Raw genomic sequence first — 15,611 nt, 5'->3', positions numbered from 1 at the left:
TTCTATCTTATATTTTAGATTGATACGTATACAAATCATAATATCTGCCTTTTGCAGCAATCAACTCATCATGCGTACCTCTTTCTGCAATACTACCCGCTTCTATCACTAAAATCTGATCTGCTTTTTTAATAGTACTCAATCTATGTGCAATCACAATCGTAGTTCTGTCTTTTACTAATTTTGATAAACTTTTCTGAATTAAAGACTCACTTTCGGTATCTAAACTAGACGTTGCCTCGTCTAAAATAATAATTTTAGGATCTGCTAATATCGCCCTAGCGATAGCCAAACGCTGACGCTGCCCACCAGAAAGCTTCACGCCTCTTTCTCCAATTAAAGTATCTAAACCATCATCAAAACGATCTGTAAACTCATTTACATAGGCTGCATTTACAGCATTTTGTAATTCGTCTTCTGTAGCATCTGGTCTTGGAAACAGAATATTTGCTCTAATTGTTCCTTCAAATAAAAACTCATCTTGTAAAACAACACCTAAATATTTACGATAACTAGATAGCTTTATTTTAGACATATCTTTATTATCAATCGTAATGGTACCCGATTCCGGATTTAAAAATGTTGCAGATAAACCAGCAATAGTAGATTTCCCAGAACCAGAACTACCAACCAAAGCCGTTACAGAACCCGCAGGCACATTAAAATTAATGTTTTTAATTACCTTCTTTCCTTCTTCATAAGAAAAAGAAACATTATCAAAATTAATTTCTCCTTTTAAGTCTTCTAAAACAACCTTTCTATTTTCATCATCTTCCTCTGCAGCCATGTTCATTAATTCTTCGGTTCTATCTAAACCTGCCAAAGCTTCGGTTAACTGGCTACCAATATTGCTCATTTGTACAATTGGCGCCACCATAAATGCTAACAAGAATGTAAACTGAATAAAATCTCCAAAAGTCATGCTGCCTTGTATCATATAATAACCGCCAATTCCCATCACTCCGGTAGTTGCCAAACCAATTAAAAAGGTAGACGAACTAGTCATAATAGCAGTTGCAGTCATACTTTTTTTAACATTCTGATATATATTATCAACACCTTCTTCAAAAATTTTGCTTTCTTGTTCTTCTGCATTAAAGGCTTTTATTACTCTAATTCCGCCTAAAGTTTCTGTTAAACGTCCTGTTACTTCTGCATTAATTTTTCCTCGTGCTCTAAAAATCGGACGAATATATTTAAATGATTTTAAGGCGATTATTCCAAAAATAGATAACGGCACAAATGTAAAAACAGTCATCCAAACATTCATTTTTAACAAAATAACCAACGTTAAAATTGCCGTAAACGAACCTCCAATTAACTGTACCAAACCAGTACCTATTAAATTTCTTACACCTTCTACATCGTTCATAATTCTAGAAACCAATGCGCCAGATTTTGTATTGTCGAAAAAACTGATTGGTAAAGACAAAACCTTCTTTTGCACCTGTGTTCTTAATTCTGATATTAAATATTGCGCCTGAATACTCAATACTTTTGTCAATAAAAAAGAAGTTACTGCTTGCACAAAAATGGCTCCAATAACAATAAAAATTAAGTTGTATAACTGGCTATAATCCTTATTAGGTATCACCTCATCCATTAAAACCTTACTCTGCATTGGCAGTATAAAGCCAGATAAACTTCTAATAATTATTAAAATTAATCCTAAAAATACCAAATTTCTTCTTGGCCAAATAATGGTTATAAAAGCTTGTTTTAAGGTTACTTTTGGTTTTGTTTTATCTTTTTTAGATTCTTTATAATGTTGCATAATTTATTTTAAAATGTAGAGAAATTTATTGCTCAATTTACATGCCATTAAGTTGAAGTCTGACATACTTGCAAAGTTACAACAAACAAAAGTTGCAGTCTAAAAAGTAATAAACATTGTCTTACAGAACTTGTTTGAGTATCTTAATTGAACACAGCTTAACCTTCCTAAAATTCTAAAATAAATTTAAGTTGAAAATAAATTTATTTTTTCAAACACCCTATAAATCATCAAACACCCTATAAATCAATGGTAGTAATATAAAACGATTCCTTTTTTTATTTCAACATCATATTTAGGGCGTTCCCCAAAAGGGTCGGGCTATTCGCTATATCTTTTTTATAAAAAATAAAAAAGGATGCCGCTTCTATCCCTAACGCAAAACAAAAAACAACCTCTATATTTAATTTTGATTTTCTTGTTTTTAAATTTTCATCAATACTAAAAAACACTTTAAAACTAGTTCTTAAAAATAGTACGCATCAATAAAAAATCAGTATTTTTTATCATAAAACAATATCATTTCACCAAGTTTTACATAAACCACTTAAAAAGAAAACTTTAAAAAACATATATTTACAATAATCAAATTCTGAAAAAGTGAAAAACACCTATCAAGTAGCAGTAAACAACACCTTCGATTTTAAGATTGACCAAAAAGCGGTTTTAAATCTAGATGTCTTAAAGGTTTCAGATTCCGAATTTCATGTACTACATAATAATGTTTCTTACAAAACTGAAATTACAAAAGCCAATTTTCAGGAGAAATCATATTCTGTAAAAGTAAATAATACAGTTTATAATATTAACATACAGAACGAACTAGATACCCTCATTAAAGAAATGGGGTTCGAAATTGGTTTTACAAAAGAAATCAACGAAATTAAAGCACCCATGCCAGGGTTAATACTAGACATTACCGTTTCAGTTGGTATGGAAGTAAAAGAAGATGATACCCTTTTAATTTTAGAAGCCATGAAAATGGAAAATGCGTTAACATCGCCAAGAGCCGGAATTATAAAATCTATTTCAGTTATTAAAGGAGAGGCGGTTGACAAGAATCAATTATTAGTTGAATTTGAATAAATAAGATTTTTTTTATTCTGCAAGGTTTTCAAAACCTTGTAGGTATCAACCTTTCTATGATTACCATCTTTCATAAAACCAATAAATATTATATGAAAAAACTTTTAATAGCCAACAGAGGAGAAATTGCCATTCGTATCATGCGAACTGCAAAAAAAATGGGCCTAAAAACAGTTGCTGTGTACTCTACTGCAGATAGAAATGCACCTCATGTTCGTTTTGCAGATGAAGCTGTTTTAATTGGTGAAGCTCCTTCCAATAAATCTTATTTATTAGGCAATAAAATTATTGAAGTTGCTAAAGATTTAAATGTAGATGCCATTCATCCTGGTTATGGCTTTTTATCTGAAAATGCCAACTTTGCAGAAGCTTGCGAAAAAAACAACATCATATTTATTGGTCCAAAATCTAAGGCTATAAAAATAATGGGAAGCAAATTGGCTGCAAAAGAAGCCGTAAAAGCATATAATATCCCTATGGTTCCTGGCACGGAAGAAGCCATTACAGACATTCCAAAAGCTAAAAAAATAGCCACAGAAATAGGATTTCCTATTTTAATTAAAGCATCTGCCGGTGGCGGAGGAAAAGGAATGCGTGTTGTAGAAAATGATGCCGAATTTGAATCGCAGATGCATAGAGCTATTAGCGAAGCTACTTCTGCTTTTGGAGACGGGTCTGTATTTATAGAAAAATATGTAACCTCACCAAGACATATTGAAATTCAGATTATGGCAGATGCACACGGCAATGTTGTACACCTTTTTGAACGTGAATGCAGTATTCAACGCCGTCATCAAAAAGTAATTGAAGAAGCTCCTTCTACTGTTTTAACCCCAGAGTTAAGAGCAATAATGGGAGAAGCTGCAATTAAAGTAGCAAAATCTTGCGATTATTTAGGTGCCGGTACAGTTGAGTTTTTATTAGATGAAAAACACAATTTCTATTTTTTAGAAATGAATACACGTTTACAAGTAGAGCATCCGGTAACAGAATTGATTACAAATACAGATTTAGTGGAATTACAAATTCGAGTTGCTCGTGGTGAAGCTTTGCCTATAACCCAAGAAAATTTAAAAATAAACGGACACGCATTAGAGTTGCGTGTCTATGCAGAAGACCCTTTAAATGATTTTTTACCAAGCGTAGGGAATTTAGAAATATACAAATTACCCGAAGGCAAAAATATTCGTGTAGATAATGGATTTGAACAAGGCATGGACATTCCTATTTATTACGACCCCATGTTATCTAAATTAATAACCTACGGAAAAACAAGAGCAGAAGCCATTGAGCTAATGATTACTGCCATTGAAAATTATCAAATAGAAGGAATTGAAACTACTTTACCTTTTGGACGTTTTGTATGTAAGCACAATGCTTTTCGCTCTGGAAATTTTGATACCCATTTTGTTAAAAAACACTATTCTCCTGAAGCTATAAAAAATCAGCAGAAAGAAGAAGCTAGAATTGCCGCAATTATTGCAGTGAAAAAGTATTTAGAAGATAAAAAGTTATTGAGAATACCTGTTTCTAGTAGGCTGTAGCAGTATTAAGTCGCAGTCGCAGTCGCAGTCGCAGTATTCAAAAAAATAAAAATTAGACGTGTAAATTATTATTTCATATAAAAGTAATTCAAAAATAGTCAACAACAACAACAACAACAACAACAACAACAACAACAACACAAACCTTTGCGTCTTTGCGCCTTTGCGAGAAAAAAAACACACAACACAACTAGCAAAACTTTGCGCCTTTGCGTCTTTGCAAGAAAACAAACACAATAATGGAATCAAAAATAAAAATCCTTAACGAAAAAATTGCTCTCGCTTATTTAGGAGGCGGACAAGAAAAAATTGATAAGCAACATCAAAATAAAAAACTAACCGCCAGAGAACGCGTTATGTATTTATTAGATGATGGTTCTTTTGAAGAAATTGGAGCTTTAGTTACACATAGAACGAAAGATTTTGGCATGGAAAACCAAATCTTTTATGGAGATGGCGTAGTTACTGGTTACGGAACCGTTAATGGAAGATTAACCTATGTTTTTGCACAAGATTTTACAGTTTTTGGAGGTTCTTTATCAGAAACACATGCAGAAAAAATTTGCAAAATAATGGATTTAGCCCTAAAGGTTGGAGCACCAATAATTGGTTTAAACGATTCTGGTGGTGCCAGAATTCAAGAAGGGGTTCGTTCCCTTGGTGGTTATGCAGATATTTTTTACAAAAATGTACAATCTTCGGGTATCATTCCGCAGTTATCCGCAATTATGGGACCTTGTGCTGGTGGTGCGGTATATTCACCTGCAATGACAGATTTTACCATTATGGTAGAACATACAAGTTATATGTTTGTAACAGGTCCCAGTGTAGTAAAAACAGTTACTAATGAAGAAGTAACTAGTGAAGAATTAGGTGGTGCAAGTACACATGCTACTAAATCTGGAGTGGCACATAAAACGTCTTCTAATGATGTAGCGTGTTTAGAAGACATTAAAAAACTTTTAAGTTATTTACCTCAAAATAATAAAGAAACTCCTGCCCTTTTGCCTTTTAAATTAGAGGATGAAATTAGGGAAGAACTATCAACAATAGTTCCTTTAGATGCCAATAAACCATATGATGTGCATACCGTAATATCAGGAATAATTGACAATGACTCTTTTTATGAAATACATAAAGATTATGCTGAAAATATTATAGTTGGTTTTGCTAGGTTAGGTGGAAGAAGTATTGGTATTGTAGCCAATCAACCAAAGTTTTTGGCTGGAGTATTAGATGTAAATAGCTCAAAAAAAGCAGCCCGTTTTGTCCGTTTTTGTGATGCTTTTAATATTCCGCTTTTAGTACTAGAAGATGTCCCCGGTTTTTTACCCGGAACAGACCAAGAATGGAATGGTATTATTGTACACGGAGCAAAATTACTTTATGCTTTTAGCGAAGCTACCGTGCCAAGAGTTACTGTAATTACCCGAAAAGCTTATGGAGGCGCGTATGATGTTATGAACTCTAAACACATTGGAGCAGACATGAATTTTGCATGGCCAAGTGCAGAAATTGCAGTGATGGGTGCCAAAGGAGCAGCCGAAATTATTTTTAAACGCGAAATTAAATCCGCAGAAAACCCAGATGCAAAATGGAAAGAAAAAGAAGCTGAATATGCCGACCATTTTGCCAACCCTTATAGTGCTACTCAACGTGGTTTTATAGATGAAGTAATTCTGCCAAAAGATACCCGAAGAAAATTAATAAAAGCTTTTTCTATGCTAGAAAATAAAGAAATAGTAAGACCAGATCGTAAGCATGGAAACATCCCACTATAACATCAATTTTATGTGGTAAAAGATGGCACAATCAGTTTATTACTAGTAATTCAGTATCTAAGATATAAATTCCCTCAATTTTTATAATATGAATTGGTTTAGAAAGAAAATATATCCACTTTTTTTGAGAATCCTATAAACAATGTTTTTCTAAAGAAACTAAGTGCTGAAGTTAAAAGTATTCGTTTTGTAGTTTTTTTTAAATAAAAAAAGGCAGCTCCAAATCTAATTTGGAGCCACCTACAAAAAAACTAACTTAACAATAATTAAATTAAATCATATTCCTTTTTCAAGTTTTTATAATCATTAAAATGTTCTATAAATAAATTTCTATTTTTTTTATGCTCTTTGTAAAAAAATAAATCACACGCTAAATCAATACATTCAGTTGGGTTATCTAAGTCATTTTTATATTGTAAAAGTGTACGATGTATCTTCTTGTTATTCTCAATAATAGTAGAAACTTCTTTATTTAAAAGATCTCCGTCTAGACTATTCCTTTCAAGGTCATTACATTCTTGTGAAATTTCATTCAGATCTAACATCCATCTATTTACTTCGTTTAGACTACGTTTTTGAATTATTTGATTTTCAGTTTGTTCATTATTTATCTGCATAATTATTATTTATTTTGTTATACTTTCTGGCTGCATTACTTCTAAAACTTTTAATTCTTTTAAGCCTCCTGGAAAATCCCATAAAATTAAATCATCTTTGGCATACCCTAAAACTGCAGTACCCATAGGTAACAATAATGATATTTTGTTTTCTAAAATGTTCCCTTTGGAAGGTACAACCAACTCAAAAGTTTTCTCCCATAAACCATCTAAAGAACAAACTGTAACTAAAGAATTAAGCCTAACTACATCTAAAGGCATTTCTTTTTCCGTTACAACTTTGGTTACATTTCTTAATTCTTCTTGTAGTTTTAAAATATGACTTTTTACCGTTTTTGATTCTACTACTTTGTTTAAATTTAAGAGTTTTTCTAGTATTAAAAACTCATTTTCTTCTATAATTAACTGACCATACTTCATTTTTTCAAAATTTAATTCTATGGAAAACACCACGTTTTACATACACTCTTTCTAATACTTCTGTTACCAAAAGTTAGGCTGCAGAACATAAATCTATTTGCCTATCTTTAATTACGTTTAATACTTTTCCTTTTTGTCTATTAAGCCTAATATGAAGACATTAAAAATAACCATCTAAAATACCTCCAGAATAATATAAAATACTTGGAGTTATAACAATACTATTTTTAAAGACACCTTCACTCTCCATCCCTAAAGGAATATGAAAAGTAGGTTCAATATTGGTTATATCAAATATTGTTTCATTAGGGTTTCCTTTTACTAATTAAATAGACTCAGAAACTACTTTAAAACGTTTTCTTAAACCTAATTTAGCTAGCTTATTTTTTACATTTCCACACTCAATATCTTTATAATTAAATGAGTTCAATTTCTTTCTCACTTACTTAAAAGCTAAAATCTGATATTGTATTTGTTTCTAATAAATCCCTTTTCTCATACTCACTACAAGACCAAATAGCATTTTTATTTGATGTTAAACTACAGTCTATTTTATGAACACAAGTATTACATAAACTATTATTATTGAAAACCATAATTATCGTTTTAATTACAACTACCTTATGGCAAGCTATATGCCACTTATTCTAAAACATTAAAACACCTGTTCAATTACTTATAAATCAACAACATAAACAAAAACAAACATGTATCACAAAAAAACAGTTGAGGAAATATTCCTCAACTGCTACTTTTTTACTCGTTTTTAAAAATATTTATTTTAATTTTTCTCGAAGTGTTTTTCTATCAATTTTAAGAATTTCTGCAGCTTTTGTTTTGTTGTTGTTTGTGGCTTTTAATACCTTTAAAATATAGCTTTTCTCAAATTCTTTTAAAGACAGTAACTTGTTTGTTTTAGAAAAATCTATTTGATATTTGATATGCTCTGGCAAATGCTCTACATCTACAAAGCTATCAGACATAATAATAGCTCTTTGTATTACATTTTCTAATTCTCTAATATTACCTGGCCAATAATAATTTTTTAAAACTTCTAAAGCTTCTGGTGTAATTTTTAAAAAACGGTCTTTATACTCTATTCCGTATTTAAATAAAAACTTTTCTACCAACAACGGAATGTCCGCAATTCTTTCTACTAAAGTTGGTACTTTAATTTCTACAACTGTTAATCTATAGTACAAATCTTCTCTAAAACGCTTTTTCTCAATTAAATCTTTAAGATTAATATTTGTTGCAGCAATTACCCTTACATCCACTTTTTCTGCTTTTTGAGAACCAACTCTTACAACTTCTTTTTCTTGTAAAACCCGTAATAATCTTAACTGAGTTGCTAAAGATGCATTGCCTATTTCATCTAAAAAAATAGTCCCATTATTGGCTGCCTGAAAAAAACCTTTTCTATCTTTTTCTGCTCCCGTAAATGCTCCCTTTACATAACCAAACAATTCTGATTCTAATAAATTTTCTGGAATTGCTCCGCAGTTTACCGCAACAAAAGGTGCTGAGGAATATTTACCCATATAATGAATAGAACGTGCCACCAACTCTTTTCCCGTTCCGCTTTCTCCATGAATAAAAACTGTTGCTTTGTTATTTTTTAACCGTTCTATTACATCTGTAACCTTTTTCATTGCAGGCGATGAACCTATTAATTCGCCATACGGTTTATGAGTTTCTGCTACTTTTATCTTGGTAATTGTATCTTCTTTCGGTTTTATTTCTAAAGATTTTAAAATAGCCGTTTTAAGTTCTTCTTTTGTAAAAGGTTTTGTAATATAATCTACTGCTCCAGATTTCATTACCTCTAAAGCACCTTCTATAGAAGGAAAACCGGTAACTACTAATTTTGGAATTTTAGGATAATGCTCAGACGTGTATTTAATTAACTCTAAACCATCTACATCGGGCATTTGTAAATCTGTAATTAATAAATCTATAGAAGTGTCTTTTAAAATCTCTAATGCTTCTTTTACAGATATCGCTTTATAAGTATGGTAATTTAAGGATTGTAAATGCCGTTGAATGAGTTCTAAAATTAGAATATCATCATCTACAATTAATATATTTTCTTTGTTTAGCATCTTTTAACTTTTAGGAAAACTAACAACAAAAATAGTCCCTTTTGGTGAATTTGGTTGATGAATTATAGTGCCTTTATGACTTTTAATAATTCCGTGTACAACACTTAAACCTAAACCAGAACCATCTCCAGTAGGTTTGGTTGTAAAAAAAGGATTAAAAATATTTTCAGAATTAGCAGGTTCTATTCCTGAACCTTCATCAGAAATTCTAATTTGTACCTTTTTAGATTTATCAATAACAGCAATATGTATTTTACCCCTTTCTGGTGAAAAATAAATAGCATTGATTACCAAATTAAAAATTACTTGCGTTAACTGAATTTTATCAACTTTTAAATAAATTTTATCATCTGAAAAAGTGACGATACAGCGTATGTGTTTTTTATTAAAACTAGGTTTTAACAAACTAATTGCCTCATTTATAATAATATTGATATCTACAGATACCATTTGCTGAGGCATTTCACAAGAAAAAAACATTAATTTTTTAACAACTTCTCTAGAATAAATAGCACTATTTATTATTTTATTTAAGTCTTCACGCCCAACTTTATCGCCTTTATATTGTTCTTTTAATAATTCTGAAAAGCCTAAAATATTAGCTAAAGGTGTATTTAATTCGTGTGCAATTCCCGCAGTAATTTCTCCTAAAATAGTTAATCTACCTACTCTTTCTATTTGTCTTTTAGCAATCTCTTCTTTTTCATTGATTTCTTTTCGTTCTAAAAAATCTCCAATTTCTGAAGCAATCTGATGTAACAATAATTTTTCTTCTTCTAAAAAAGAGTTTTCAGAAAATTTTTGCTTGGAATAACCTATCGTTACAGATCCTTTAATTTTTCCAAAAGATTTTATAGCAGAAATAATAAAAATAGCATCTTCTCTTTTTTTCCCTTCAATAAAAATAAAATTATCTACTTTAATTTCTACAAATGCTTCTTCAGGAAATCGAACTGCTTCTTTTAAACTTATGGCTATTTCTTTTAATAATTCTTTTAAATCATTAAAACTACTATCTTTAATTAAAGAACTAACTCTATACAAACAAGTTAGTTCTTTAATTCTTTCTTTTAATTTATCTTCTAACGTAATCTGGTTTTCCATCTACAAATAAAAAATATATCTAATTACTTTCTATTATCAATAATACTTTGTACTATTTCTGGATTTAACAGCGTACTTGTATCTCCTAAATTATCCATTTCGTTACAAGCTATTTTACGTAAAATACGTCTCATAATTTTACCTGAACGTGTTTTTGGCAACCCTTCTGTAAACTGAATTTTATCTAATTTAGCAATAGGACCAATTCTATCTGTAATTAATTGATTGATTTCTTTTTCTAAATTATCATGATTTCTATATTCTCCAGCATTTTTTAAGGTAATATAGCCATATAAAGCACTTCCTTTAATATCATGCGGAAAACCAACGATAGCAGATTCTGCAATTGCAGGATGTTCGTTAATAGCATCTTCTATTGGGGCTGTTCCTAAATTATGTCCAGAAACAATAATTACATCATCTACTCTACCAGTAATTCTGTAATAACCAACCTCATCTCTCAGCGCTCCATCACCTGTAAAATACATGTTTTTATAGGCAGAAAAATAAGTCTCTTTATATCGTTGATGATCGCCCCAAATAGTACGTGCAATACTTGGCCAAGGAAACTTGATACACAATCTTCCTTCTACTTGATTTCCTTTTAATTCTCCTCCGTTTTCATCCATAATTGCAGGTTGAATTCCTATAAACGGTAAGGTTGCATAGGTTGGTTTTGTTGGGGTTACATACGGAATTGGTGTAATCATAATTCCACCAGTTTCTGTTTGCCACCAAGAATCTATAACAGGACTTTTTCCCTTACCTACATTATCATTATACCAGTGCCATGCTTCTTCATTAATTGGCTCACCAACAGACCCTAGAACCTTTAAAGAAGATAAATCATACGTATCTAATAATTCTGTTCCGTGTTTTGCCAAAGCTCTAATGGCAGTTGGAGCTGTATAAAATTGATTGATTTTATGTTTTTCTATAATATCCCAAAAACGTCCAAAATCTGGATAACTTGGTACGCCTTCAAAAAGTACGGTTGTTGCTCCGTTTGCTAACGGTCCATATACAATATAAGAATGCCCAGTAATCCAACCGATATCGGCAGTACACCAATACACATCGTTTTCTCTGTATTGAAATGCATTTTTAAATGTATATGCTGTATACACCATATAACCAGCAGTTGTGTGAACCATTCCTTTTGGTTTCCCTGTAGAACCAGATGTGTATAAAATAAATAAAGGATCTTCTGCATCCATTATTTCAGGATTACAATCCGTAGAAGCATTGTCTAATAATGGTTGTAACCATTTATCTCTTCCTTCTTTCATGTTTATATTTGCCTTGGTTCTTTTTGCAACCAATACATTTTCTACTCCCGGACATTTTTCTAAGGCTTCATCTACGATTCCTTTTAAATCGATTGATTTTTTCCCTCTAAAAGAACCATCAGCAGTTATCACCATTTTACAATCAGAATCGTTAATTCTTGTTGCTAAAGCTGTTGATGAAAAACCTGCAAAAACAACAGAATGTATGGCTCCTATTCTTGCACAAGCTAACAAAGAAATTGCTAATTCTGGAATCATAGGAACATAAATACAAACCCTATCTCCTTTTTTAATTCCGTGATCTTTTAAAACATTGGCAAATTGATTTACTCTTTCTGATAATTGTTTATAAGAAATATGCTCTGCAGGTTCATTCGGGTCATTAGGTTCAAATAAAATAGCTGTTTTGTCTGCTTTTGTAGATAAATGCCTATCAATACAATTTTCTGTGATGTTTAATTTTGCACCTTCAAACCATTTAACTTCTGGTTTAGAAAAATCCCAATCTAATACATTGTCCCATTTTTTTCTCCATAAAAAATGCTCTTCTGCTATTTCTTCCCAAAATACTTCTGGCTCTCTTATTGATTTTCTATATACTTTAAAATATTCTTCTAAATGTTTTATGTGGTAATTGCTCATTGTTATTTAGTTAATTGTATTTGATATTCTAAAAATAGAAATTATATTTCTGTTTTAAAAGAACAATGTATTTATTTATGTATTTTTTTAACATAAAAGTCAAAAATAGCTTCTTATTTTATCATTCTAACACTATAAATGCAAACTTATTTCGAAATAACAAACCTTGTTTTATGCCTTGATAATACTACTTTTTATTAAAAAAAACTTCCTCTTCTTTGGTCAATAACCTAGAGTGAATAAAAAAACGAAGTCCTAAAGGAATCTCTAAAGAAAAACTAGCACCTCTACCTTCTGTAATATCTACTGTTAAATGTGTGTGTTTCCAATATTCAAATTGATCTTGGTTCATATAAAAATTTACACCTTTTAAAGTTCCTAAAAGAATATCACTTTCATCTAAATACATGTCACCTTTTTCAAAAATCATTGGAGCAGAACCATCACAACAACCACCACTTTGATGAAAAATTAATTCGCCATGTTTCTCTTTTAACAATTCTAAAATCTTTACCGCCTTTTCTGTAATTACGACTCTTTCCATATTTTATTGATATTAAAAAAGCTGAATTGTTTTAATAATTCAGCTTTTAAGATTAAAAACGAACTACTAAAAGAACCCTAATTTATTTTTATCATAAGAGATTAACATATTTTTAGTTTGGCGATAATAGTTTAACATCATTACGTGGTTTTCTCTACCAAAACCAGATTTTTTATATCCACCGAAAGGTGCGTGTGCAGGATATGCATGGTAACAATTTACCCAAACTCTACCCGCTTTTATTGCTCTAGGAATTTGATATAACTGGTGTGCATCTCGCGTCCAAACTCCGGCTCCTAAACCATAAAGTGTATCGTTTGCAATTTCTATAGCTTCTGCTTCATCTTTAAACTTTGTAACACAAACAACAGGTCCAAAAATTTCTTCTTGGAAGACGCGCATTTTATTATGTCCCTCTAATATAGTTGGTTTAATATAGAATCCGTTTGCTAAATTACCAGATAATTTATTTGCAGAACCACCAGACAATACTTTAGCGCCCTCTTCTTTACCTATTTCTATATAAGATTGTATTTTTTCGTATTGATCTTTAGATGCTTGTGCACCCACCATTGTATTTACATCGTACGGATTGTCTTGAATGATGGCATTTGTTCTTTCAATAACACGTTTCATAAATGCATCGTAAATATCTTCTTGAACCAAAATTCTAGACGGCGCAGTACAAACTTCTCCTTGATTAAAAGCAAATAAAACAGCACCTTCAATCGCTTTATCTAAATATGCATCATCATGATCCATTACAGAATTAAAAAACACGTTTGGCGATTTACCTCCTAATTCCATCGTTACCGGATTTAAGTTTTTAGATGCATATTGCATAATTAATTGTCCGGTTGTGGTTTCTCCTGTAAAGGCAACTTTATCTACTTTAGAACTAGAAGCTAAAGGTTTTCCTGCTTCCGGACCAAAACCATGAACGATATTGATAACTCCCGGAGGAAAAACACCTGCTATTTTCTCCATTAATAAAGTTGCTGTAGACGGAGTTTGTTCTGCTGGTTTTAAAACCACACAATTACCAGTTACTAAAGCCGGAGGTAATTTCCAAGACAACATTAATAATGGAAAATTCCAAGGAATAATTTGCCCAACAACACCTAACGGCTCTTTAATTGTTAATGATAATGTATGTTGATCTAATTCTGATGCGCCTCCTTCTTCCGAACGAATACAAGCTGCAAAATAACGCCAATGATCTACGGCTAAAGGAACATCTGCATTTAAGGTTTCACGAATGGGTTTTCCGTTATCGCACGTTTCTACCAATGCAAACTCTTCTAAATTAGCTTCAATAATATCTGCTACTTTGTTTAACATTGTTGCTCTTTCTGTTGCAGACGTATTTCCCCAGGCTTCTTTTGCGGCATTGGCTGCATCTAAAGCCAATTCTACATCTTCTTTTTGAGAGCGAGGATATTTAGCTATAAAACTATTATCAATTGGTGAGGTATTATCAAAATACTGTCCGCCTATTGGCGCAACAAATTCTCCATTGATAAAATTGTGATACTTGTCTTTAAACTTAGGTTTAGAATAACTCATAATTTAGTGTTTTTTATATATGATTTACCTCTTTTACAAGAGATCTATTAATTAGTATATTGATAATATTATTGCTCAAATAACAATACATTATCAACTTTTGTAAAGTTATTTTATTACATTCACTATAAATTGAACATATTTATTATATTGTAGAACAATTCTATTATTTACAAGAATGTCATTTTATTTTTTATACATTTAATTATGAGTCACTTATTAGAGCAACATAAAAAGCATAGAAAACTAACTACATTAGTAGAAAACAGAACAACTTATAATGCAGATTATGCCGAATTAAATATTTATGAAACTCATAAATATGCAGAAAAAGTGGCTTTAAAGTTCGATTTTCCTATCATTGCAAGTATGCTTACCGGTAAGAAAATAATGCATATAGAAGGCATTCCTTCTTTTGAATTTTACCCTGGAGAATCTGTGGTGATGCCAAGAAATAAAGAAATGATTATTGATTTTCCGTTGGCTAAAAAAGACAATCCTACACAATGTTTAGCCTTAGGTATTGATGGTACAAAAATTAACGAGGTTGTAGATAGATTCAATCAAAATGTTGCCATAGAAAACAAGAATAATACATGGAGTTTAGATAAAAGCAGCAGCCATTTAACTAATAATAACGACGTTAATCAACTTATAAAAAGACTAACCTACACCTTTACCAACAATAACACCTCTAAAGATGTTTTGTTAGATTTAATGATTCAAGAACTTATTGTACGCTTACTACAAACCAATGCAAAAGCTATTTTATTAAACGATACATTGCCTACTTTTAACGATACAAGAATAGGTATGGTTATTAAATATATAAAAGAAAACCTAACCAATAAAGACATTAATGTAGATGTTTTAGCAAAAAAAGCACACATGAGCGCTTCTCATTTTCATAAAAAATTTAAAAATACTTTAGGTATTTCTCCTATTGATTTTTTAAATTCTGAAAAAATAAAATTCTCTAAAAAATTGATAAAAGAATCTAAAGATTTTAGAATGTCTGAAATTGCTTTTAAATCTGGTTTTAATAACACCAGCTACTTTAACAGACAATTTAAAAAAATGGAATTAATGACTCCTCAGCAATTTAAGAAGTCAATTAATTCTTAAATTTTATCAATATTTAT

The 15,611-nt window shown here is 30.9% G+C and carries 12 protein-coding genes; 4 read left to right on the top strand and 8 right to left on the bottom strand.

The features are described from left to right. Window positions 1–7: 7 nt before the first annotated feature. Window positions 8–1,774: an ABC transporter ATP-binding protein gene (locus GQS58_RS04170; protein ID WP_166383144.1), complete on the bottom strand. Its 1,767-nt coding sequence runs from the start codon at window positions 1,772–1,774 to the stop codon at window positions 8–10. 600 nt (window positions 1,775–2,374) lie between these two features. Here GQS58_RS04170 and GQS58_RS04165 point away from each other — a divergent pair. The 3 genes from GQS58_RS04165 to GQS58_RS04155 all read left to right on the top strand — a co-directional run bounded on the left by GQS58_RS04165 (window position 2,375) and on the right by GQS58_RS04155 (window position 6,185). Continuing rightward, a complete protein-coding gene (locus tag GQS58_RS04165; RefSeq protein ID WP_166383142.1) occupies window positions 2,375–2,860 on the top strand; it encodes an acetyl-CoA carboxylase biotin carboxyl carrier protein subunit in 486 nt (161 codons plus the stop codon). Between the two features lie 92 nt (window positions 2,861–2,952). Next, complete coding sequence (gene accC, locus GQS58_RS04160; RefSeq protein ID WP_166383140.1) at window positions 2,953–4,404, top strand: acetyl-CoA carboxylase biotin carboxylase subunit; 1,452 nt, start codon at window positions 2,953–2,955, stop codon at window positions 4,402–4,404. A 239-nt stretch (window positions 4,405–4,643) separates the two neighbouring features. Next, a complete protein-coding gene (locus GQS58_RS04155; protein ID WP_166383138.1) occupies window positions 4,644–6,185 on the top strand; it encodes an acyl-CoA carboxylase subunit beta in 1,542 nt (513 codons plus the stop codon). A 266-nt stretch (window positions 6,186–6,451) separates the two neighbouring features. On the opposite strand, the gene GQS58_RS04150 is transcribed toward GQS58_RS04155, so the two are convergent. The 7 genes from GQS58_RS04150 to GQS58_RS04120 all read right to left on the bottom strand — a co-directional run bounded on the left by GQS58_RS04150 (window position 6,452) and on the right by GQS58_RS04120 (window position 14,469). Then, window positions 6,452–6,802, bottom strand: a complete 351-nt coding sequence (locus tag GQS58_RS04150; RefSeq protein ID WP_166383136.1) for a hypothetical protein — start codon at window positions 6,800–6,802, stop codon at window positions 6,452–6,454. 9 nt (window positions 6,803–6,811) lie between these two features. After that, window positions 6,812–7,222 (bottom strand): GreA/GreB family elongation factor, encoded by a 411-nt coding sequence (locus tag GQS58_RS04145; protein ID WP_166383134.1) that lies wholly within the window; start codon window positions 7,220–7,222, stop codon window positions 6,812–6,814. Between the two features lie 776 nt (window positions 7,223–7,998). Continuing rightward, window positions 7,999–9,324 (bottom strand): sigma-54-dependent transcriptional regulator, encoded by a 1,326-nt coding sequence (locus GQS58_RS04140; protein WP_166383132.1) that lies wholly within the window; start codon window positions 9,322–9,324, stop codon window positions 7,999–8,001. A 3-nt stretch (window positions 9,325–9,327) separates the two neighbouring features. Beyond that, on the bottom strand, window positions 9,328–10,428 hold the full coding sequence (locus tag GQS58_RS04135; protein ID WP_166383130.1) for a sensor histidine kinase: 1,101 nt from the start codon (window positions 10,426–10,428) through the stop codon (window positions 9,328–9,330). Between the two features lie 23 nt (window positions 10,429–10,451). Next, entirely contained in the window at window positions 10,452–12,359 is a 1,908-nt protein-coding gene (gene acs, locus GQS58_RS04130; protein WP_166383128.1) for an acetate--CoA ligase, read from the bottom strand. A 187-nt stretch (window positions 12,360–12,546) separates the two neighbouring features. Then, window positions 12,547–12,903 carry a DUF779 domain-containing protein gene (locus GQS58_RS04125; protein WP_166383126.1) on the bottom strand — a complete coding sequence of 119 codons (357 nt, stop codon included), beginning with the start codon at window positions 12,901–12,903 and terminating at the stop codon, window positions 12,547–12,549. A gap of 66 nt (window positions 12,904–12,969) precedes the next feature. Then, window positions 12,970–14,469, bottom strand: a complete 1,500-nt coding sequence (locus GQS58_RS04120; protein ID WP_166383124.1) for an aldehyde dehydrogenase family protein — start codon at window positions 14,467–14,469, stop codon at window positions 12,970–12,972. A gap of 207 nt (window positions 14,470–14,676) precedes the next feature. Here GQS58_RS04120 and GQS58_RS04115 point away from each other — a divergent pair, with 207 nt between their 5' ends. Continuing rightward, window positions 14,677–15,594 carry an AraC family transcriptional regulator gene (locus tag GQS58_RS04115; protein WP_166383122.1) on the top strand — a complete coding sequence of 306 codons (918 nt, stop codon included), beginning with the start codon at window positions 14,677–14,679 and terminating at the stop codon, window positions 15,592–15,594. Window positions 15,595–15,611 lie beyond the last annotated feature (17 nt).

This window comes from Polaribacter sp. 11A2H (genome assembly GCF_011379025.1).
Classification (GTDB): domain Bacteria; phylum Bacteroidota; class Bacteroidia; order Flavobacteriales; family Flavobacteriaceae; genus Polaribacter.
The sequence above is the reverse complement of the archived record's forward strand: the minus strand, read 5'-3'. Positions and strand labels throughout refer to the sequence as shown.